The following is a 21,385-nucleotide window of genomic DNA, read 5'->3' as shown; positions in this document are numbered from 1 at the left end:
AAATCCTACCGCGGCTTTTTCTCATTAAATTTCTTTCGCTTGCTGTTTTTTCGCCGCTTCATCGGCTTTTCGCTGCTTGCCTTTTTTCCAGACAACCCATAGGAAGCCCATAAAGACCAAGTACATGAGGGCGAGAGTTGCGACGTACGCCGTATTCAGCCCTCTTTTTTCGGTAATATGATACGTTTCCACAAGTTCCCGGTTCAACGTCAAACGGTATTGCCCATCATCATTAGGGCGGACAATATCATTTTCGAACAAACCACGAAGTTCCATATCGTCTCCGATGATTTCCTGGTCAAGTGTCAGGTTTTTTGTTTCCGAAGAATTGTTGATGGCGATAATCCATGCTTCTTCTTCGTTTGAACGCTTATAAACCATCCAGCCCTCTTCTTCGTGAAGCATTTCAAGCTCCCCGGTACGCAATGCTTCTGAGGAGTTGCGCAATGTAGTTAAATTTGTAATGTAATCGACCAATTCTTTTTCTACTGCCATATCCAAAATCTGATGTGAATCGGGCAGCGCTTCACCGTTCATCGCTGTTTCCGAACCGTATTGGACGACTGGGATCCCTGGCATCGTAAGCAGCTGCGCAAATAACATCCGCCAGCGGGTCGGCGGGTAGCCTCTTGATTCCACGATGTCTGATGTAAAACGCGAACCGTTGAGTGAATCGACTTGGATCAAATTCCCTGCTGATTGCTCCATCAGGTCCGGCACAGCGGTCAGCGGCTGATCAAACACGCGGTAGCTATTGCGCAACGTGTCTTCTACGCCTTCTTGCACCACAGCATCAAACCCGGGCTGTGCTGGCATTTCCGCATCCGCCAGCACATAAAATCCACCGTCTTCTTTTAACGCATTGGAAAAGCTCTCGACGAATGCCGGGCTCAGCTCATCCGACTGCTGCAAGCGTACGCCGTCAATCGGATAGTCAGCACGGAACTGCTGGAACATTTCGATCAGCGCCTGCTGTACTTGTTCATTGTCCGTATCGAGCGCTATTGTGCCATCCTCATTTTCGGTAAACCATTCCGGATTTGTTGCTGTCCAGCTATGTTCAGCGTTCAAAGTTTGAGTCGGCAAATCGACGATCAACTTCATATCATCCGAATGGACTTTTTCAATCAGTGCCAAAAATTCTTCAGATGTTCCAAAATGGCGTTCCAGTTGCCCATAATCGATAACCTCTTTACCATCATAACTTGCTGATTGGAAGACAGATCCGATCGACAAAACAGTGAATCCCATCTCCCGGACATGGCCTATTTCACTTTCCATCCCTGCAAAATCACCGCCACTGAATCTGGACGGATCTGTTGAATCCACCTCATAGTCATTCTGTATCAGTTTATTGAAATAGCGGTCTACGAGGACATCGTAAATGATTTCATCTTCAATCGTGCGTGTTTCTTCAGCCGAAATGCCAGCTGATGGCCATAGTAAAGCCGCTATCATCGCCAAAATTATGCTTTTTCTTTTCAATTCCGTAACCCTCCTTCAATGAGGTCAAGATTGTTGCTCACCCGGTCTATTTTATCAAACTCCCCTACCTGCCGCCAGGTCAAGTTCGTGACAGCTAGGCAGTTCATCGCCAGTTTCGTCCAAACTGTGAAGACTGGCGAACTGTCGGCTTCATTTAAAGTGACCTATTTCGCCCAAAAAAACTCCCCTTCCACCGTCAGCTGCTGCTAACAATGAAAAGAGAGCCTAATTTACGCATGTTATGCTAAGAAATCGAAACCGATCGGCAATTTGAAGCCGAGGAACAAAGTCACGAACAAGAATACTGCAAACAATGCCCAGAATAACGTAACCGGCTTTTGCTTCTTGCCGCGCACGAGCACCATTTCCATCATTCCGATCGTCAATAGTCCGAATAGGAATTTCAAGCCGTATAGCATTGCATCGAATGAAGAATGCGCGATGAACAATGTCAGCCCTGTTATGATAATCAAAACGTAGAGCAATCTCGTAACCATGTGGACGATTTTGCGTCCTTTGCTGTCGCGCTGCATAAATGCCGCTACGAGGAAAAGAATGACGCCTACCACCCACACAGTAATGTGTAAATGTGTTGTATCAGTTAAAAATCCCAAAAGCTCACCTCATTTAATATAGTCCTATCAAGTTTACCACAAGCAGGACAAGGAGAAGTGATTCTTCCTTATGACAAATGTGTGACGAGTGTCCCGATCGATTGGATAGATACTTTGATCGTATCGCCCGCCTTCAAAAACTTCGGCGGGTTAAAACCTTTGCCGACACCAGCAGGGGTTCCGGTCAAAATGATATCGCCCGGTTCAAGCGCAACAGACTTGGAAATTTCAGCGACCAGCTCATCGACGCGGCGGATCATATTTTCCGTGTTGCCGTTTTGACGGACTTCATCATTCACTTTAGTGACGACAGACAAGTTCTGCGCTTGCGGAATTTCATCTTTCGTGACGAGATAAGGACCCATCGGGCAGGACCCCGGCAAACTTTTTCCTAGGAAATATTGCTGATGCTTTTCCTGCAGGTCACGCGCCGTCAAATCGAGGGCAATCGTGTAACCGAAGACATAATCGTATGCCATCTGTTTTGGAATCTTATGCCCGGCTTTCCCGATGACCACAGCGAGTTCGCCTTCATAGTCATAAGAATCCGTCACATCTGCATGTGCCGGCACCGTCTCTTCGTCGGCCGCAACGCTATTCGCCGCTTTGGTGAAGACAACCATGTCGATAGGTGCCTGACCGCCCATTTCTGCTGCATGATCAGCATAGTTCTTGCCGATGCAAATGACATTTTTCGGTGGTTTCGGAATCGGCGCGAGCCATTCGATTTCCGAAAAAGAGTGTTTGAATTGCTCAGGGGTTTCCGATTGGACAGCCGCTTCCGTCAATTTGCGGATCTGTTCCACAAACTCCATCCCTTGTGACACTCCGTCAATCAGCTTTTCCGGAAACTCCGGCAAGACATTCAGCTGCTCTTGGATTGCGAGGGCATCCCACACGGCTTCTTCTTTTTTTACCTTTGGTCCAAAACGTTCTTCTCCTTGAAAGCGAAACGATAGAAGTTTCATTCATCAAACACTCCTTTTCTATGATTGCATTCATTATACACATTCAGCGTTTTGAATTGTTGCTTTTTTCAAAATTATTTCCGTACGTCCACCGGCGCCACAACATTTCAATCGGACCGCGGGTGAATTTGACAAACCAGAGTTCCGCAAAAATCAATTGAATGACAAATATCCCAAGAGCGATTAATGTGCCGGTCAACAGACCCACTTGGCCATATAATCCGAAGCCGAATGAATAAAAGATGCTCGTCGCGAGAATCGATTGGGTAATGTAAATCGTCATCGACATTCTGCCAGCTTTGATCAGCGGTGACATCGCTCTTGTGAAGCTCAACTTCTGGGACCACAAAGCAATGACCGCAGCATAGCCGATTGCTACAAGCGGCCCACCGAAAATTTCCTGTACATATTGATAAGCATAGTTTTTATCGAATAGATAAGGAGCAGATTTAAGTAGCAGACCGACAACTAGCGTGCTTACTGCAAGCGCCAACCAGATTTTCTTCTTTTCTGCGGCCAGTTCAATCATCCGCCATTTAGCTGCAGCCGCACCGACCATCATTAGCGGCAAAATGGTGACCGTTAGAATGATAAAGCTGAACGGATTATTAACGTAATACCAATCTGTTAGCCGGCGGCTGAAGATTTCTGCGAAACTGCCAGATTGATAGGCAGCAATCGATCTCTCCGCTTCCTGATAGCCGATGTATATATTCGGATCCACCGCGACCGCCATAAACATAATGACCGTAAACAATAGATGCGGCAGCGCATAAAGCATCACACCGAGACCTAACAGCCAGCCCGCAGGCAAACGCAGCATGCCGATCAGCAATAGGCCCATAATGGCGTAAGTGATCAAAATATCCCCGTACCAAATTAAGAACGCATGGACGATACCGAATACCAACAGCACCAATAAGCGCTTGACGGCGACCGGCATAAACGGCTGCTCAAATTTCTCGGCCCGCAAAAACTGCATCATCAGTCCATAGCCGAACAGCATGGAAAATAAAGGGTAAAAACTTGCTTGAACGAAAATATCCAAAGCGGTGAAAATCGCTTGATCCGTGTTGCCGCTGAACCACTTGTACGGATCGATATAAGAATACGGGGTATGGAACGCCAACATATTGATGAGTAGAATGCCAAGCAGCGAAAAACCTCTCATCAAATCAATGGCTTCCACCCGTTCATGTAAAGAAATAGGCTGTAATTTCAAAATAATCCTCCTAGACTTCCACTTCTTCGCTAGTGGAGAACAAATATAAAAGACGTTGTTTGATCGGTATGCGCAAAATCGCTTCCACTGCTTCCTGATAAACTGATAGTTGGATGCTGTAGCGCTCTTTCATCGCCGACTGGATATCGCTCAGCTGGCGAGTCTTGTCTGTTTTGTAATCGAGCAGCACCCATTCCCCATCTTCCAAGAACAAGCAATCGACGATCCCCTGGACAATCTGATGGTCCCCGTCTTCATCGGCACGCGCATACGTGAACGGGACTTCCCTTTTGATGTCATCCGCATTCATGAGCCGTTCTGCTGTTGCGCTTTGGAAGAACGCTTCGACTTCTTGTACTTTGACCGCTTGGGCTTCTTCTTGCGTGAGGATTTCACGCCCGACTAAATCATCTAAAAATTGACGGATTTCCTCTAGGCTAAGGCGGCGCTCAAGTGGCAAATGCTGCATCACGGTATGGACTGCGGTGCCGATGTCCGCTGCCGATAATTTCCGGTCCATCAAAAAGTCAGGCCGGTGAGGCGTCGCTTTTTGCGTTTTCGGCTGGAAATTCTGGATGAACGATTCGGGCTCATCCAAGCGCTGCAATAGCTGTAGGCGCTTCATCTCGGTCACCGACTGTTTGGAACGCTTGTCGACTGCACGCTGATGAGGATAGCGGAAATCGAAACGACTCTGGATCAAAGCGCTATCTTCACTTGATTCCGGACGGTGCTGCTGTGCGTCGAGCAGCAGCGGCGGCTCTTCAAGAGACTGTGTTTCGACGATTTCCACATGGAAGCGGGAATGATGCTCCATTACATCTCCGCCGGTGTGCAGTTCGCTTGCATCCGGGTGTCTGGAAACGGCTGGGCCAATCCAGTCCAGGTAGGATTTGGCACGTGAACGCTTGAAATCCGGCAGCAAAACCTCACCGGTGGCGGTTTTCCATTTTTCGAACAGCCGGTCGAGTTCTTTTACCGATGCAGTCAAATACAGTTTTTCTTTTGCACGGGTCATCGCCACATATAATACGCGCATTTCTTCCGCTCTCATCTGCAATTGCTTCATCTCTTTGACCGCAAGATAAGGCAGTGACGTATATTCGAGACGTGTATCGGGATTGACTGCTTTCACTGCGAGCCCGTATTGCTGATCGAACAGATACGGTTTATGGAAGTCCATTTCATTGAACTGACGCCCCGTTCCAGCGAAAAAGACGATGGGAAATTCCAAGCCTTTTGATTTGTGGACCGTCATGAGACGGACAACATTTTCTTTTTCACTCAAAGATTTCGCCGTCCCTAGATCATCCCCGCGCTCACGCATGCGATCGATAAACCGCAGAAAGCGGAACAATCCTCGGAACGCCGTTTTCTCGTATTCAAGCGACCGGTCGTGAAGTGCACGCAAGTTCGCCTGGCGTTGCTTGCCATTGGACATGGCCCCGGCCATTTCGTAGTAATTCGTGTCCATATAAACTTGCCAAATCAACTCCGATAGAGAGCCACGGCGTGCTAAATTGCGCCATTGTTCCAAGTTGTTCGTGAAACGGCGGAGCTTCGCTCGTGTCGCTTCCTCCATCGAACCGATACGGATGAATGCTTTTAACGCATCATAAAATGTTCCCTTTTGATCGGCCAATCGGATAGCAGCAAGTTCATTTTCCTGCAAGCCGAAAAACGGGGCGCGAAGCACAGCGGCAAGCGGGATGTCCTGATAAGGGTTATCGACAACGCGCAATGTGTTGAGCATGATCATCACTTCAAGGGCATCGAAATAACCACCGTTCAGCTCAGCATATAGTGGTATGCCGCCCATTTTAAACTCATCGGAAAAATCTCCTGACCATGTCATCGAACGCATGAGCACAACAATGTCCCGGTATTCGAGCGGCCGTTCTTTTCCACTCCACGGGTCGTGCACAGTAGCGCCGGAATCCATCATTCGCCTGATTTCCCCCGCAATCCAGCGGGCTTCCCATTGGGATTTGTCCATCTCGCTATTCGCTTCCTCCGCCTCTTCTTCCGTGTCCGGTTCATGGATGAGCGTCAAGCCGATCGGCACAACCTGATCGGGGTAAGGGGCTTTCGGCTTTAGCGCCGCGTCTTCATCGTAATCGATCTCGCCGACACGTTCGCCCATGATTTGGGAGAATAAATAATTGGTTCCATCGAGTACTTCTTTGCGGCTCCGGAAGTTGGCGTTTAAATCGATGCGCAAACCAGTTCCATCCGCTGTCCGGCTAAAGCGGGAATACTTGCCGAGAAACAGCATCGGCTCCGCCAGTCGAAAACGGTAAATCGACTGTTTGACATCGCCGACCATAAATAGATTGCCATCTTGTTCCGAACCGGATTTGACCAAGTTCAAAATCGTTTCTTGAAGCATGTTCGTATCCTGGTATTCATCGACCAAGACTTCTTTAAAGCGCGCGCGATAGTCAATGGCAATCGCAGACGGTTGCCCGCCGTCACTCAAAACCTCTAGTGCATAATGCTCCAGATCCGAGAAATCCACCAAGCCCCTGTCGATTTTGAGTGCATGATAACCTTGTGCAAACTTCTTCGTCAAATCGACCAAAGTCCGCATAAGCGGAGCCATTTCACGCATTTCCTCGAGCAGGCGGTGAGGAGCACGGGCAAAATAGCCGTCTTTTACATCATTGAAGAGTTTTTTCGCTTCGTTTCTGCGTGCCTTTGCTTGTTCTGCCAACTGCGGATCGCACGAATCTTTTTTCACCGAAGCCAGACGCTCCCATTGGATGTTGCGTGCATAACTGTGAAGCGCAGACCACGACTCATCCAGGGCATCGAGCGCAGCACGGATCAGCGTGGCATCCATTCGAAAGTTTTCTTCCAAGATAGCCGGCCCGTCCGGTCGAGTCGCCAAGTCCCAGCCCTCGTCCAGTAAATCGAGCGCCGCTTCAAAACTATGACGTATTGTCATTTTCAAGTCTTCCATAAACGGCAAATCATCTATCGCTGCATCCTCCGGCACATCGTAGAGCTTTGGCAGTTGCTCGAGCCAAAGATTTGGCTCTGGATGGACACGCGAATAATCATAGAGCTTGCTTAATAAAATTTCCATCGCTTGGTCGCTGCGATCGGAAGTGAAGCTGTCTGCCAACCGGTAGATCCTTTCACGCTCCGCCCCCTCGTAAGCGTCTTCAAGCACCGCCTCCATGACATCGTCACGCAGTAAAGCCGCTTCGGTATCTCCTGCAATGCGGAACCCTGGATCAATTTCGAGCAGATAGGCGTATTGCTTGACGACCTGCAGGCAAAACGAGTGCAAGGTGGAGATCTGCGCTTTGTTGATCAGGCGCAATTGCTTTTTCAAATGTGCAGAATCAGGCTGCGCCACTACCGCTTGCTCTAAAGCATATGACATCCGGTGGCGCATTTCAGCAGCTGAAGCATTAGTGAAAGTGACGACCAGTAATTCATCGACCGAAACCGGGTCCTGTTCATCGAGCACTTTTTCAATCATCCGGTTGATCAAGACCGCGGTTTTGCCGGAACCCGCCGCCGCAGACACAAGCATGTCCTGGCCTTTTGCCCAAATCGCCTGCCATTGCTCGTCTGTCCACGTCACATTATTCGGTTTTTCAGGTATCATCAGCTGTCACCTCCTTGCGAATTTTCTCCACTGCCTGGTCGGAACTCAACACTGGCAGCCTTCGGTATGTCTGATCCGGGTCGCTCGGATCAAACTGGCACACCGGCCGAAAGTTGCAGAACTGGCACGGTGTATAATCTTTCAGGCGATACGGTTTAACGGCGGTATTGCCGTCAAGAATGCCATTCCCTGCAGATTCATGCTGTTTGCGGACATATTTGCGGATCGTTTCCAAATCGTCTTTTTCCACTGTTTTCGATGAGCCCTTTGAAACCGATCCGTTTTTATTGAGGCGCACGGGAATGACATTTGAATAACCGTCGATGCCATTGTCCATCGCCTGGATGATTTCCGGGTCTTCTACAACAAGGCCGTTCATTTTGAATGACTTGGACAGTTCTTCTTCCAGTTGTTCCGCAGTCAACAGCTTGGTCAGTTTCAGCATCGGATTGTGCATGTGGAAATACAACACACCCGCAGGCTCCGCCTGTTTCCCCAGCCAGCGTTTGGAGTGAGTGAGCGCTACGTCCAGATATGTAAAGGTCTGGAGCGCCAGCCCGTAGTACACTTCCCCAAAATCCAGGCCTTGTTTCGATGATTTGTAATCGACTACACGCAAATAAGGCTTGCCACCTATATCGGTCGAGTCAATGCGGTCGATGCGCCCTCTGACGTCCATTTTCCGCCCGTTTTTCAGCGCAATGCTAAGCGGTGGAATCGCTTCCTTCGTGCCGAAGCCGACTTCAAGCGCAATCGGCACAAAGCCCGATACTTGCGCGTGTTTGCTCAGCATAAAAGCCGTTTGGCGGATGATGCCCTCAAGCTTGTATTGGATATAGCGGTACCGATGCGAACTCAACAGGATCTGATTGACGAAATAAGGCGATAATTGCTCTATCGCCTGTTTCGCCAAATCCGTGCATTGTTCTTTGCTCAGCGACGACCACGAAACGCCGAGGCGCATCACTTCATCCGAAATCCACTTGATTGCGGCGTGGAACAAATCGCCCATCGCCGGCGCCGCTAAGCGATACTGGCTGCGCTCTTCCAATCTCAAACCGTAAGCCGCGTAATGGGCAAATTCGCAGCTGTTATAAGTTTCGATTCGCGAAACACTGGAAGCGATCGGCGCACCGTATAAAGACTCTGCGAGTGGTTCACTCAGCTGCTCTGCAGTATTCGGCTTTAGCGGCTTGAAGATTTGGTCGATAATCGATGACCACAGAGGATCTTCACGGTAATAATCAAGCACAGCCTGCCACTGATCCGTAAGCTCGCCGATTCTGATTTGTGCAGCGAGGTAAGCCAGTGTCGCTCTCGGATGAGAAATATATTCCGACGCATCCGCTTCGTGCAATTCTTCCGGTCCGATCGCTGCAAGTTTCGGTTCGATTTGAAGCAAATCCGCGATTTTTTTAATATATAAAGACGGCAATAATGCTTTTCCTTCTTCATCCGCAATCGGATAGGAAATCGTCAACAGATCAGAAGCGGATGAAAACGACCGGTAGGCCATGTACGTTTCATCCATCAGCCGCATTCTGGAACTGGGCGCAAGTTCGATTCCGACCTTCTCGAACCACTCCCGTTCTGCATCGGTCAATAGCCCTTCGTGTTCGATGCGCTGCGGCAAGACGCCGTCATTCGTTCCGATGACAAAAACTGAACGGATGTCCATCAAACGTGCGAGTTCCATTTTCGCCACGGTGACTTGATCGAGTGATGGCGGAATGCGGGAAAATTCCAATGTCTCGAACCCTTCATCCAAAATCCGCGCAGCACTTTGGAGGCTCAGTTCTTTATCCCCGAACATCAAGACGAACTGATCCAATACGCCGACCCACTGATTCCATGCCTGCTCATGTTCGGTCGCTGCGAGCAGCTGATGATTCGCCTCTTCCCGGTCTTTCAGCGTTTGGATTTTCGCATAAACATCCAGTTCTTCGACAAACTGAAACAGCACTGCTGCAAAATCACGGCCGGTTACACAGTCGCCCAGGCGCGATTTCAAGCGCTCAAGCGGATCCCTAATTACATCGCGGACCGTCTGCAATTCCATTTGGAGAGCCAATTCCTCATCTGTCTGTATCCCTGAATGGAATTCCAGGCCGCGGTATTTTTTATAGATCCAGCGTTTATCATCAAGCCATCGGTCTCCGTAAATGCCGTTGGCGAGCACGAAATTTTCGAGCTGATCTCCACGTTCTCTCCACCTGGCTAAATTGCCTTCCGGGAAAAACAAATCCGTCTTCAAAGCACGGAAGACCGGCTCATATGAATAATTGGCGATGATTGCTTCAAGTGCAGAGCGGCTGAACTCGATGAGCGGGTGATGCAGCATCGACTTTTTCTGGCTGATAAAATAGGGAATATCATACTGCGGAAAAATCGTATTGATCAGTTCATCGTAAACTTCCGGCTGCCTGTACAGCACGGCAATATCCTTATAGCGGTACCCGTCCATCAACTGCGTGCGGACGGACCGTGCGAGTGCATGGATTTCAGCACGCCGATTGGACGCTTCGACTAGCGTGACTGCCCCCTGGCCTTCTATAGAAGGCGCCGGAAACGTCTCGAAATAGCGCTCCACATGCAAAAGTTCAGGATTCATAAAGCGCTTCGGTTCCTGCAAGTAAACGGCGGGCTCTAGTTCAATCCCTTCAGCAGCTGCCAGTTCAGTCAATCGCTGTGACGTAACCGCTGGCTGATGAAACAGCGACTGCTCGTCTTCTGGACTACTGTCGGTGTCCATCGGCAAGACGATGGATACCGACTTGGCATACTTAAGCAATTCCGCGATAATCTGGAACTCACGCGCCGTGAAACTGGTGAACCCATCGATGTAGATGGCTGATTTTTTCATCGTCTCGGAGTGGCGGATCTTTTCACTCAACAAACCAAGATGCCCTTCTGAATCAACGAATACTTTCCCGAGGCGCCGGTCAATTTCGAGCAAGATCAGCTCCAAGTCCGCCGCTTTATCCTGCAATGTGCGCGGCGCTCCTGCCTCTTCAAGCGAAGAGCGAATATTGCCGAGTTCATCGTAATCGATGCAATAGCGGGAGAATTCTTTGATCAATTGTTCAATCTGGTCCGTAAAGCCCCTTTTTCCTGCAGCTCTTTTGAACAAATGGAAGTCCGCTTTGTGTTCTTCGAGGAGACTGCGGATCAGCATTCGGTAACCGAACGTATCGATTTCTTTGCGGCTGATGCCCCCGACTTCCTGCAACACACGCCATGCAAGGCGCTTGAACGTCACGGCCTGTGCACGGATCATGCCTTTCATGCCATATTCAGCAGACAAGCTATATTCCGTCGAAAACGACATTTGATCTGGTACGATAAGAAAAATGGGATCTCCATCAGCATGATCTTTCAAACTCTCGACAATTTCCTCTTGGGCAAACCGGGTTTTTCCTGTCCCGGCACGCCCGTATACGATTCGTAAAGACATCCAATCCCCCCTCTATACAGAACATTTGTTCTAATTATATATTATTTCAAGCGGTATAGCGAAAACCTGATCAGGATAAAGGTTCTTTTTCGCGCTCTTCTTTCGCTCGGCGGAAGTCGGCTTCCACTTTTTTGTTGAGGCGCTTTTCAAGGATTTTTCCGACCACATACAATAGCACGATCACTCCAATGACGATCCCAGTCCGGATCGGTTGAGTGAACAGTGCCCGAATATCATAACCGACATAGGAAATGGTAAATACCATGACAAATTTTCCGGCCATCAAAGTCAGCAAATAATAATGGCGGCTAATATTCGATAATCCCGCCACTAAATTGACCAGTGCCGATGGAGTAAACGGAAAACATAGCAGTAAAAATAGCGGCCCAAAACCGTTTCGTTCGACCCAATGAATGAGCCGCTTCACTTTTTGGTGGCGTGTCATGAAATTCACGACACGCGCTTGGCCGTATTTTCGGATCAATAAGAATACCGTATATGATCCAGCTACTGCCCCTGCCCACGACAGCAAAAAGCCGAGCCATAAGCCGTAAGCCGTCGCATTGGCGAAAACGAAGACAAAGAGCGGCAGAAACGGCAAGAACGCTTCGATGAACGGCAGCAAAAAGCCGATAAACGGACCGAATGCCCGGTACGATTTCGTCAACTCAACGATGTTTTCCATAGTAAAAAAATCCATCATAGTCTCATTCCTTTTAGTAGCGCGATTTGTCAAAAATGATTCAATAAAATAAGGAAAATATATGCTATGCTATTATAATTACTTTACACTCTTTCTCCCGGTTTGGAAAAGAGAAATACTTTCAACAAAAGGAGCGAGGCAAATTGCAGGAACACGGATTTACATCCGGGCTGAAAGCCGGCGCCAGCATTGCCATCGGCTATTTCCCGGTAGCGCTGACGTTCGGCTTGCTGGCAAAAACGACCGGCTTGTCGCTGATTGAAGCGACCGCCATGAGCATCTTCGTTTTTGCCGGCGCTGCCCAGTACATATCTCTATCTCTCATTACAGCAGGCGTATTGCCAGCGCTCATCGTCGTCAACACGTTCATCGTCAACATCCGCCATTTCCTGATGACGGCGGCGTTGAACGAAAAGATGCAGCCGGATGCACGCTGGAAAAAAGCGCTCTATGCGTTCGGCATTACCGATGAAACCTTCACTGTGCTCGCCACCCAACGTGGAGACAATATCCGCACTTCTTTTGCCGCAGGGGTCATCGTCATTTCCTATGGCAGTTGGGTCAGCTTTACGGCACTCGGCCATTTGATCGGCGCCAGCCTCCCGGCATTTCTCCAAGCTTCCATGTCAATCGCGCTTTACGCGATGTTTGTCGGTTTGCTCGTCCCGTCCATGAAAGGCAACCGGAAAGTCGTCAGCCTGGCTTTGATTGCCGCGCTTTTCAACTCACTGTTCTACTTCACCGGCTGGCTGTCGACCGGCTGGGCGATCATGGTCTCGACACTCGCTTCGGCGATACTCATTGAACTGGTTTCACGGAAAGGAGTGGCTGCTTGATGGGCGCATGGTTTTGGTGGATGATTCTAGGAATGGCCATTGTTACTTATATTCCACGCGCTATTCCGTTAACCTTTTTGGAAGGCCGGGAATTGCCGGAAGCCGTACAGAATGTATTGAGGAATATCCCGTATGCCGTCTTAGGTGCATTGATTTTTCCCGCTGTATTGTTTATTCAAGACAACATATGGTTTGGTGTGATCGGTGCAATTGCTGCATTTGCTATCGCCTTTACCGGGGCGAACGTCATCCTCGTCGTACTCGGGACGATTGCCATTCTTTCCATTTATGGACTGTGGTTCGGATAAGAAAAAAAGCCGTTACTCATCTTCATGAGCTTCGGCTTTTTTTCGTTTATGATACATATTGCTCGCATACCAGAATCCAGCTGTCAAAGAAGCAGCGTTGACGGCAAACAACAGCCATGTATGCGTAAATCCTGCATATACCGCCGCTGCAATGAGCGCCACGGTCAGGATCAACGCAACCACATGGTTGAAAGTCACACGTGTGAACAAAATGACGAGCAGCCCGGGTACGAAAAGTGATAGAAAAAATTTGGTTACCATCGAATCCATATTCTTCTCCCCCTACTCAACAATCAAGAGTCCCAGGCGGTGGTGGTCATGGCGGAATACAACGTGCTGGCGCAAGCGAACCTCTAAATTATGATCGACCACTTCTAGGCGGCAATGTGCTGCGTTAAGTTGAATCGCTTCATATAGTTCGGTTTCGTTCGTAACGATTGTGCCATTCACTTTGCGGATGATTTCCCCGCGTACGAGCCCCATCTTTTGTGCTGGAGATCCAGGAAGCACATCAATGATCATCACACCCTGCGCTTGAGGCGTCACTGCATAATTTCCGCTTTTTTCTTTGTGCGCATAATACAAAGAGATGAGCAAACGGCTAGCAGCGCCTGCTGCTAGTGCGATAATCGCCATCGGCATCCACAACAAACCGAACAAAGCGAGAATGATCGTCATAACAGAAACCCAGGCGATGGATTTCGCGACTTTAGGATACAAATACACCGGCAAAGTGCGGTGGCTGCGCCCTTGGAAGCCGAAGACGAACGGGAATAAAATAAAGGAAAACGCCGTTTCCCCGATCGGCAATTGCGGCCAGTACGGTGCATACTCGGAAATCATTTCGCCAGGGACGATCAGGATAACCGGAAGCAACCAAAGGCGGCGCGAAATATAGGCGGCAGCACGCAAACCTCGTGCTGATTTATGCAAACGCGGCGAAGCGGCTGCGGCTGCGGCTTTTTCCACCATACGGCTCTCGATGAAAAGAACTACACCCGTAATCAAAGCAACCGGAACGAGCCAGCCAGACGATAATTCCCTGCCCGCCATCTCGGCGAACCCTAAATCGACGCTCCAGCCATTGGATTGAAACAACCAGACGATAAGAGCGGCTGCTCCTGCCAAATAAACGAAAGAAGCGGCGTGGTAAAAACCTGTCAGCATGACGATGACGCTGACAATGCTGAGCGCAATCAGCCATTCCAGTGGAACGACCAAACCGGCAACGATGATGATGGCTGACAAGATGATTGCAGCAAGCAAGCCATCTTTTAAGAGGCGCCTAAACTCGGTCCCGCCATAGACGATCCGTGTCCGGAAAATGCGGCGTTCCTTTTTTACGCGGAAATATCCAAGCATCGTCGCAGCAAATAACGCGACATAAAAAACAGGGTTAAGAAAAAACATGGCAATTGCCATCAAAAAATCCGTTAACACTCTACTGACACCATCCTTAAGCTAAATGAACTTATCTTCCATTGTACCAAAGATGCAAGGATAGCCCTACATCTTTTTCAATCATTTAAACGCAAGAGCCAACTGCCCCAAGATATCTTCCGTGCCTTCGATACCTGCAGATAATCTGACGATGCGCTCATTGACGCCGATTTTTTCTTTTTCTTCACTCGACAGAGCCCTGTGGGATGTCCCGAACGGATAGGAGACGGTCGTTTCGACACCGGCTAACGTCGGAACAATTTTAATCCAGCCGAGTGATGAGAAAAACTTCGAAACATCCGCTGTTTCAGGCAGCTCGAACGAGACAATCGCGCCTTTTTCCGGATACCAGACACGCGCTTTGTCCTGGAGAAAATCCGCGATGGCCTTGGCGTTGGCTGTTTGCTTTTCCATGCGCAGCGCTAAAGTTTTAATGCCGCGAATCGTCAGCCAAGCTTCGAAAGGGCTTAAGTTCATGCCGAGATTGACAATCCGTTTCGTCGCCTCGTCGATCAACGCAGCATCGCCGACCAAAACACCGGATGTGACGTCACTGTGTCCGCCGAGGTATTTCGTTGCACTATGTACGACCAAATCCGCCCCTTGGGCATAAGGCGTAAACGTGTAAGGCGTCGCGAATGTATTATCAATCATGATTGTGACGCCGTAATGCTTTTTCATTTGCACTAATACTTCAATATCTTCAATGCGCAAAAAGGGATTGGTGATGGATTCACTGACAATCATTTTCACTTCCGGGTAGTCGATCAAGATTTGTTCAACTTGGCTGATCTGTGAAAAATCGGCAAAATGAACCGTAATCCCCAGGCGGTTTAATTCTTCTTTCAATAGATGGAACGTTCCGCCATATACATCCTCAGCAGCCAGCACATGGTCGCCTGCGCGCACGACAGCCAGAATCCCGGCCAGTATCGCGGCCGTCCCGGAAGATGCCGCTACGCCCTTTGGAGCGCCTTCTAATACGGCTACCGTCTGGCCGAGTGCATCGGTGTTCGGATTAGCTGTACGGGTATACAAATACGTCCCGTTCCCTTCGTAATAGCCTTCCAATTCCTCTAGCGAAGAAAAAGAAAACGCTGAGCTTTGGTAAACCGGCATAACTTTCGGGCGGATGATCCGTTCCTCCATCGTTGCTGTATGAACTGACTTTGTTTCGATTGTCGCCATTAAAATTCCCCCTCATCTATTTCTTCGATAAATCCATTCATCATTTCCTCGTCCATCGGCCCGACAATTTTATGCCGGACACGGCCTTCCCGGTCGATTATGTAGGAAGTCGGAATAGAGAAAGCCTGGTACAATTTCCCGACCTCACCGTCTACATCCATCGGAATCGGAAAACCTAGGCCAAACTCTTCCACAAAACTCTCGATGTCTGATAGTCCACTGTCTTCTGTCGTCAAATTGACGGCCAGCACTTCTAGATCATTAGCTTGCTGGTTTTCATAAAAGTCCTGCATATGCGGCATTTCTGCACGGCACGGGGGACACCACGTTGCCCAAAAATTAAGAATGACCGCTTTTCCGCGGTAATCCGATAAACGCATTTCTTCTCCTGCAAGCGTAGTGAGTTTAAAATCAGGTGCAAGTTCACCTTTCGCAAGGCCTTCATCAGTCGGCAAAAACTCGACATTGCTTCCGAGCGCCATATTATTCAGCGCGCGATCTTCCCGTTGGCTGTCTAGAACCGTCCATACTGCAAGAATGATGATGAAGACGGCAACAAGCAGAAGCCCTATCATTTTCTTCGACATTCATTTCACTCCATTCAACCTCCATCATACGACAAACGCCTAGTTTGCCGCCAGTAAATTCGCACGTTTGGGTAGAATAAGGAAAAGCTTAGAAAAAAAGCCGGCAAGAGAATCTCGCCTGCCCAATAAATTGGATAAGAGAAACACATCTTGACGGCTTTATTAAAATTAATAAGATAAATAGTTGGCCGGGTTCACTGCATTGCTGCGTGATCCGTTCCAAGATCCTACATGTATTTCAAAATGCAAATGAGGACCTGTCGATCGTCCGGTATTGCCCATTCCACCGATATACTGACGCTGATCAACTTTTTGTCCGACCGATACTCCAATGGAATTCAGATGCGCATAAACAGTCGCATAGGGCTGGCCATTGATAGAGTGGTTCAAGATGATTACATTGCCATAACCGCCCATCGCTCCTGCAAATGATACAAAGCCGCCAGCCGATGCGACGACCGGTGTACCTGGGCTATTCGCTATATCATATCCTAAGTGAGATTCTTGGCCCTCACCGATATTGCGGCCGCCAAAACCTGAAGTATGGCGCCCCGCTGCCGGCATCACAAAATTAGCTGCCGTTTGGACGACAGGAATAGGTGCTGGAGCTGGGACTGGAGCCGGTGCCGGAGTGGCCGCTACCTTGGGAGTAGCAGCTTTGGCAGTTGCCGCTGCAGATTTTGCGGCCGCAGATTTGTCTGCTGCTGCTTTGTCCGCTGCTGCCTTGTCTGCTGCTGCTTGTTCAGCCGCTGCGCGCTCGGCTGCCGCTTTTTCTGCTGCTGCACGTTCGGCTGCCGCTTTTTCTGCCGCGGCTTTTTCTGCTGCTGCTTTTCGTTTGGCTTCTGCAATTCGCTGATGCTCAGCTTCTTCTTGCTTCGCAAGTTCCGCCATGCGCGATTGCTGGCCCATAATCTGTTTCTCTACAGACGCACTTACTTCAAGCGCTTCCTCATGCTGTGCTTCTAAGTCTGACTTTTCATCCGCTAAACGTGCTTGTTCAGCTTCCATTTGCTTTTTCAAACCAGCTTGTTCTTTCTTCTGGCCGTCCAAAGATGCCTTCAATGTAACCAATTCCACTCGGCGTTCTTCCTGTGTGGCCAAAATGGTTTCAACTGCTTCTTTTTTAGCTGCCAGTTCTTTTTTATCAGCTGCTTGTTCGCGCATAATGTCGCGGTCTGCTTCCATTAATGTGTTGACTGCTGAGAAGCGATCGATAAAATCAATAAAGCTGTTCGCTCCCAAAAGAACATCTATGTACTCGACAGAACCACCGCTCAACTGAATCGCGCGTGCCCGTTCTTTAAGCAGTTCGGTGCGCTCATCGATTTTTTGCTCCAAATCTTTAATCGCTTTTTTCAGTTCATCGATTTCTTCTTTTGTCTGATCGATTTCTGCTTGTAAAGTATTGATTTGCCCTTGCGTTTCTTGCATTTTTTTATCCAGTTGCTGGATTTCTGAAACGATGCTATCCAGTTTAGACGAGGTTTCTTTGATCTCGCCTTGCTTTTCTTGAATGCCGGAACTTAAGTTTTCTTCTTTTTGTTCAAGTTCCCCTTGTTCTTTTTGCAATTTCTGTTGCTCTTTTTGGACTTCTTGTTGCTGTTGTTCCAGTTCATTTAGTTTGCTGCTATTTGCGTGAGCAGCAGGTACGAGTAAAGATAACGCTAAAATCGAAGAAACACCAGTGATCATCCATTTAGACTTCAATTTCAAGTTCGTTTTCCCCTTTCGTTTTACGTTCATTTTCTATATCTGTATTATTTTTCCTAATCCATGCGCGCTTAAGGCCTATGGTGAATGTGCGACCATAGGCCTTAAATTGATTATACACGCAAAAACTTGCGAATGGACATAAAACTTCCCCATATACCGATGAAGATCCCCATTGCCAGGATTAAAGCACTTACTTGATAAATAAACGGTGAGAACTCCAGTAGTTGGAATAGTTCTCCGCTTAGGCGCGGTTGTGCAAATTCCGTTACTCTTTGGTACAGCACAACAATCAAGCCGATCGGCAAAATCGAACCAAGAATCCCTAACCACATGCCTTCTAAAATGAAGGGAATGCGCACGAACCAGTTTGTTGCACCAACCAGCTTCATAATCTCGATTTCAGTCCGTCGTGCGACGATGGTAATGCGAATCGTATTGGAAATCAAAAACATAGCTGTGAACAACAGCGACAAAATGAGAATCAGTCCAACATTACGTCCTGCATTCAGGAAATCAAAGAGTTTTTCAATTTTCCCCTCACCGTATTCTACATTTTCGATGTATTCCAGTGTTTCAATTTCTTTCGCCACAGTTTCAGTTTGCTGAGGCTCCACTGCTTTGACGTAAAACACATCAAATAGCGGGTTGCTTTGTTCGAACAAGCTAAGCTCTTCACCGAAGTCGAGCACCAAATCCGTTAACTCTTCTTCTTTCGTTGAAAAATCCGCTGATTCGACGCCTGCTAAATCGGTAATTTCTTCCTCGAGCTGTTCGATCGCTTCTTCATCTGCATCAAGTGATACAAAAACTTTAATTTCTACATCATTTTCAAGGTCATCCGCTACTTTGTTCAAATTCATCATGATCATGACGAATACGCCCACCAACAGTAAAGTGACGGTAACAGCGCTGACCGATGCAAAAGTCATCCAGCCATTTCTGCCGAGGCTCTTCAAGCTTTCCTTGATATGCCGGCCGAATGTTCTAATCTTCATAGCCGTAGTCACCTCCGGCTGCATCGCGAACGATGAGTCCGCCTTCAATAGCGATAACGCGATGTCTTAATTTATTGACGATGTCCCGGTTGTGTGTCGCCATGATGATGGTCGTTCCTTTTGAGTTGATTTGTTCAAACAAGTTCATAATGTCCCATGCTGTCTCAGGATCAAGGTTCCCCGTCGGTTCGTCAGCGATCATGACTTTCGGTGTGTTGACGATCGAACGGGCAATCGACACGCGTTGCTGTTCACCGCCGGACAATTCCCGTGGAAACATTTTTGCTTTATGTTTCAGCCCGACCATGTCCAAAACTTCCATGACGCGCTCTTTGATCGCTTTCGGTTTTTCTTCTATTACTTCCAATGCGAAAGCAACATTTTCATAGACATTTAACCGTGGCAATAGTTTGAAATCCTGGAAGACAACGCCAATGTTGCGGCGCAAAAGCGGTACTTTCCGGCTTTTCAATTTAGCGATATCTGTTCCATCAATCAGCATCTGTCCTGAAGACGGCCGTTCCTCGCGGTACATCATCTTAATGAACGTCGTCTTTCCAGCTCCGCTCGGACCGACGATGTATACAAATTCGCCTTGGGCAATCTCAACATTCAATCCGTTGAGTGCCACAATGCCGTTAGGATATTTTTTGTAGACATTCTTCATTTGTATCATTTATAAACCACCTATATTATTTCAGCCAATGCTGAAATCAGATTTCCGGTATACACAGTAAATTTGCAGCACGCTTATTATAACACCCATAAACCTCTTTTTTGTTACAGTTACATTTCAATTCAGACTCAGTCTCGATACAAATAATTAACTGAAATTTTAATTTTATAAGGTCTTTATCCTTCTATAACTTCCTTATTCTTACCATAAGTATGTATAAAATCACTATTTTTTTCCAAAAAAAATAAACCAGGCAAAATGCCGGTTTATTTTTGGTTAGCGAGATATTCCGATACGACTTGTGCTTCTTCACCTTGGATGATGTTCGCTGGCATAGCACCTGCGCCGTTTTCAATGATAGCCAAAATTTCTTCTTCTGATAGGCGTGAACCTACATCGTTCAATGCCGGGAAGTTTCCTGCGCCTTCCAAGTTCTCACCATGGCAAGAAATACAGTTTTGCTGAATGACTTGCTCTGCATCCACCGTTGTTGTTTCAGTTTCTTCTGTTTCGCCGCCAGTGTCAGCCGGTTCTTCCGGAGTCGTTTCTTCTCCGCCGCCACAAGCCCCAAGTACTAACATAGAGCCGAACAATACGGTCATCAATTGCTTTTTCATGGAAGTTCCTCCTTCGTCTCTTGCTATTTATACCTTCTTTAAGAGTATACCAAATTTAAGCGCGTTTGAAACCTTCGCCTAGCACTTCCGAAGCATCGGAAACGATGACGAACGCTTGCGGATCGATCAATTTCACCAATTGTTTCAGCTTGGTAAATTCCGTCTGCGGAATGACCACCATGAGAATCGGCTTTTCAGTCCCTGAATAACCGCCCGTTGCGGTCAATTCGGTGACACCACGGTCAACTTCTTCATAAATCGCCTCACGGATTTCCACTTGTTTGTTGGTGATGATATAAACCATTTTAGAACGGCCGAATCCAACTTGAACCAAGTCGATCGTTTTCGTTGTCAAGTATAGTCCGATCAATGCGTACAAACCTTTTTCGATATCAAAGACAATTGCAGCTGCCAAGACGATCATCCCGTCGATGATCGCAACACTAGTGCCGAGCGTCAAACCTGTATATTTCGTGATGATTTGCGCAGCGAGATCCGTGCCTCCTGTAGAAGCCTTCCCGCGGAACACGATGCCAAGCCCAAGCCCGACCATGATACCGCCAAACAAAGAGCCAAGAAGTGGATCTTGTGTCCATGGCTCCCAGCTTTCCGTCATAAAGACGACTAACGGCAAAAATACAGTTCCGACCGCTGTTTTGATGCCGAAATTCTTCCCGAGCAAAATGAGCCCGGCAATAAATAATGGAATGTTCAACGCCCATTGCACAAAGGCCGGCTTCCATTCAAAAAGCCCAAATAAAATGGTACTGATTCCGCTGACGCCGCCGGATGCTACTTCGTTCGGCAATAAGAAGACGTTGAATGAAACCGCGACAATCGCCGCACCGGCAAGCACTGCGAGATAATCCAGCACGGTCGACAAAACCGGATGCGGATGTTTTTGCTTACGTATATTACGTTTGCCCATAAGATATAATTCCTCTTTCTTCTATAATTCGT

The 21,385-nt window shown here is 48.1% G+C and carries 18 protein-coding genes; 2 read left to right on the top strand and 16 right to left on the bottom strand.

What is annotated here, in order from left to right; translation table 11 throughout:
- Positions 1-24 precede the first annotated feature (24 nt).
- From J7E21_RS02760 to J7E21_RS02730, 7 genes are all read right to left on the bottom strand, one after another.
- Positions 25-1,485: an alpha-amylase family glycosyl hydrolase gene (locus J7E21_RS02760; protein WP_251047775.1), complete on the bottom strand. Its 1,461-nt coding sequence runs from the start codon at positions 1,483-1,485 to the stop codon at positions 25-27.
- 239 nt (positions 1,486-1,724) lie between these two features.
- Positions 1,725-2,099 carry a YisL family protein gene (locus J7E21_RS02755; protein ID WP_215104512.1) on the bottom strand — a complete coding sequence of 125 codons (375 nt, stop codon included), beginning with the start codon at positions 2,097-2,099 and terminating at the stop codon, positions 1,725-1,727.
- Positions 2,100-2,167: 68 nt separating this feature from the next.
- Positions 2,168-3,067 (bottom strand): fumarylacetoacetate hydrolase family protein, encoded by a 900-nt coding sequence (locus J7E21_RS02750; protein ID WP_215104511.1) that lies wholly within the window; start codon positions 3,065-3,067, stop codon positions 2,168-2,170.
- 43 nt (positions 3,068-3,110) lie between these two features.
- The gene (locus J7E21_RS02745) at positions 3,111-4,289 is read right to left on the bottom strand and encodes a DUF418 domain-containing protein (protein ID WP_215104510.1); all 1,179 of its coding nucleotides are present in this window, start codon (positions 4,287-4,289) and stop codon (positions 3,111-3,113) included.
- 10 nt (positions 4,290-4,299) lie between these two features.
- Positions 4,300-7,908: a helicase-exonuclease AddAB subunit AddA gene (addA, locus tag J7E21_RS02740; RefSeq protein ID WP_215104509.1), complete on the bottom strand. Its 3,609-nt coding sequence runs from the start codon at positions 7,906-7,908 to the stop codon at positions 4,300-4,302.
- Positions 7,898-11,362: a helicase-exonuclease AddAB subunit AddB gene (gene addB / locus J7E21_RS02735; protein ID WP_215104508.1), complete on the bottom strand. Its 3,465-nt coding sequence runs from the start codon at positions 11,360-11,362 to the stop codon at positions 7,898-7,900. The genes addA and addB overlap by 11 nt, the downstream gene beginning before the upstream one ends.
- 70 nt (positions 11,363-11,432) lie before the next feature.
- The gene (locus tag J7E21_RS02730; protein WP_251047774.1) at positions 11,433-12,047 is read right to left on the bottom strand and encodes a TVP38/TMEM64 family protein; all 615 of its coding nucleotides are present in this window, start codon (positions 12,045-12,047) and stop codon (positions 11,433-11,435) included.
- 161 nt (positions 12,048-12,208) lie between these two features.
- On the opposite strand from J7E21_RS02730, the gene J7E21_RS02725 reads away from it, so the two are divergent.
- Together J7E21_RS02725 and J7E21_RS02720 are read left to right on the top strand one after the other, a co-directional pair.
- Entirely contained in the window at positions 12,209-12,901 is a 693-nt protein-coding gene (locus J7E21_RS02725) for an AzlC family ABC transporter permease (protein ID WP_215104506.1), read from the top strand.
- The gene (locus J7E21_RS02720; RefSeq protein ID WP_215104505.1) at positions 12,901-13,209 is read left to right on the top strand and encodes an AzlD domain-containing protein; all 309 of its coding nucleotides are present in this window, start codon (positions 12,901-12,903) and stop codon (positions 13,207-13,209) included. Before J7E21_RS02725 ends, J7E21_RS02720 begins: the two co-directional genes overlap by 1 nt.
- 12 nt (positions 13,210-13,221) lie before the next feature.
- Here J7E21_RS02720 and J7E21_RS02715 read toward each other — a convergent pair whose 3' ends face one another.
- From J7E21_RS02715 to J7E21_RS02675, 9 genes are all read right to left on the bottom strand, one after another.
- Positions 13,222-13,479 carry a CsbA family protein gene (locus J7E21_RS02715; RefSeq protein ID WP_215104504.1) on the bottom strand — a complete coding sequence of 86 codons (258 nt, stop codon included), beginning with the start codon at positions 13,477-13,479 and terminating at the stop codon, positions 13,222-13,224.
- A gap of 12 nt (positions 13,480-13,491) precedes the next feature.
- Complete coding sequence (locus tag J7E21_RS02710) at positions 13,492-14,649, bottom strand: PDZ domain-containing protein (protein ID WP_353047717.1); 1,158 nt, start codon at positions 14,647-14,649, stop codon at positions 13,492-13,494.
- 81 nt (positions 14,650-14,730) lie between these two features.
- Positions 14,731-15,837 carry a trans-sulfuration enzyme family protein gene (locus tag J7E21_RS02705; protein ID WP_215104503.1) on the bottom strand — a complete coding sequence of 369 codons (1,107 nt, stop codon included), beginning with the start codon at positions 15,835-15,837 and terminating at the stop codon, positions 14,731-14,733.
- Positions 15,837-16,424, bottom strand: a complete 588-nt coding sequence (locus J7E21_RS02700; protein WP_215104502.1) for a peroxiredoxin family protein — start codon at positions 16,422-16,424, stop codon at positions 15,837-15,839. Before J7E21_RS02700 ends, J7E21_RS02705 begins: the two co-directional genes overlap by 1 nt.
- Positions 16,425-16,592: 168 nt before the next feature.
- Positions 16,593-18,137 carry a murein hydrolase activator EnvC family protein gene (locus tag J7E21_RS02695; RefSeq protein WP_215104501.1) on the bottom strand — a complete coding sequence of 515 codons (1,545 nt, stop codon included), beginning with the start codon at positions 18,135-18,137 and terminating at the stop codon, positions 16,593-16,595.
- Positions 18,138-18,247: 110 nt separating this feature from the next.
- Complete coding sequence (gene ftsX / locus J7E21_RS02690; protein ID WP_215104500.1) at positions 18,248-19,132, bottom strand: permease-like cell division protein FtsX; 885 nt, start codon at positions 19,130-19,132, stop codon at positions 18,248-18,250.
- Positions 19,122-19,808 (bottom strand): cell division ATP-binding protein FtsE, encoded by a 687-nt coding sequence (gene ftsE / locus J7E21_RS02685; protein WP_215104498.1) that lies wholly within the window; start codon positions 19,806-19,808, stop codon positions 19,122-19,124. The genes ftsX and ftsE overlap by 11 nt, the downstream gene beginning before the upstream one ends.
- Positions 19,809-20,074: 266 nt before the next feature.
- Positions 20,075-20,425, bottom strand: a complete 351-nt coding sequence (gene cccB / locus J7E21_RS02680; RefSeq protein ID WP_215104496.1) for a cytochrome c551 — start codon at positions 20,423-20,425, stop codon at positions 20,075-20,077.
- Between the two features lie 55 nt (positions 20,426-20,480).
- Positions 20,481-21,353: a YitT family protein gene (locus J7E21_RS02675; protein ID WP_215104494.1), complete on the bottom strand. Its 873-nt coding sequence runs from the start codon at positions 21,351-21,353 to the stop codon at positions 20,481-20,483.
- Between the last annotated feature and the right edge of the window lie 32 nt (positions 21,354-21,385).

The sequence above is a fragment of the Planococcus sp. ISL-109 genome, assembly GCF_018613655.1.
Taxonomy (GTDB): Bacteria; Bacillota; Bacilli; order Bacillales_A; family Planococcaceae; genus Planococcus.
Note: the sequence above shows the minus strand (reverse complement) of the source record. Positions and strands in the feature narration are given on the sequence as shown.

Excerpts from the sequence above, each read along its gene's own strand:
- J7E21_RS02750 (WP_215104511.1), bottom strand. The coding sequence starts at position 3,067 with ATGAAACTTCTATCGTTTCGCTTTCAAGGAGAAGAACGTTTTGGACCA.
- addA (WP_215104509.1), bottom strand. The coding sequence starts at position 7,908 with ATGATACCTGAAAAACCGAATAATGTGACGTGGACAGACGAGCAATGG.
- addB (WP_215104508.1), bottom strand. The coding sequence starts at position 11,362 with ATGTCTTTACGAATCGTATACGGGCGTGCCGGGACAGGAAAAACCCGG.
- J7E21_RS02730 (WP_251047774.1), bottom strand. The coding sequence starts at position 12,047 with ATGGAAAACATCGTTGAGTTGACGAAATCGTACCGGGCATTCGGTCCG.
- J7E21_RS02720 (WP_215104505.1), top strand. The coding sequence starts at position 12,901 with ATGGGCGCATGGTTTTGGTGGATGATTCTAGGAATGGCCATTGTTACT.
- J7E21_RS02715 (WP_215104504.1), bottom strand. The coding sequence starts at position 13,479 with ATGGATTCGATGGTAACCAAATTTTTTCTATCACTTTTCGTACCCGGG.
- J7E21_RS02705 (WP_215104503.1), bottom strand. The coding sequence starts at position 15,837 with ATGGCGACAATCGAAACAAAGTCAGTTCATACAGCAACGATGGAGGAA.
- J7E21_RS02700 (WP_215104502.1), bottom strand. The coding sequence starts at position 16,424 with ATGTCGAAGAAAATGATAGGGCTTCTGCTTGTTGCCGTCTTCATCATC.
- ftsX (WP_215104500.1), bottom strand. The coding sequence starts at position 19,132 with ATGAAGATTAGAACATTCGGCCGGCATATCAAGGAAAGCTTGAAGAGC.
- ftsE (WP_215104498.1), bottom strand. The coding sequence starts at position 19,808 with ATGATACAAATGAAGAATGTCTACAAAAAATATCCTAACGGCATTGTG.
- cccB (WP_215104496.1), bottom strand. The coding sequence starts at position 20,425 with ATGAAAAAGCAATTGATGACCGTATTGTTCGGCTCTATGTTAGTACTT.
- J7E21_RS02675 (WP_215104494.1), bottom strand. The coding sequence starts at position 21,353 with ATGGGCAAACGTAATATACGTAAGCAAAAACATCCGCATCCGGTTTTG.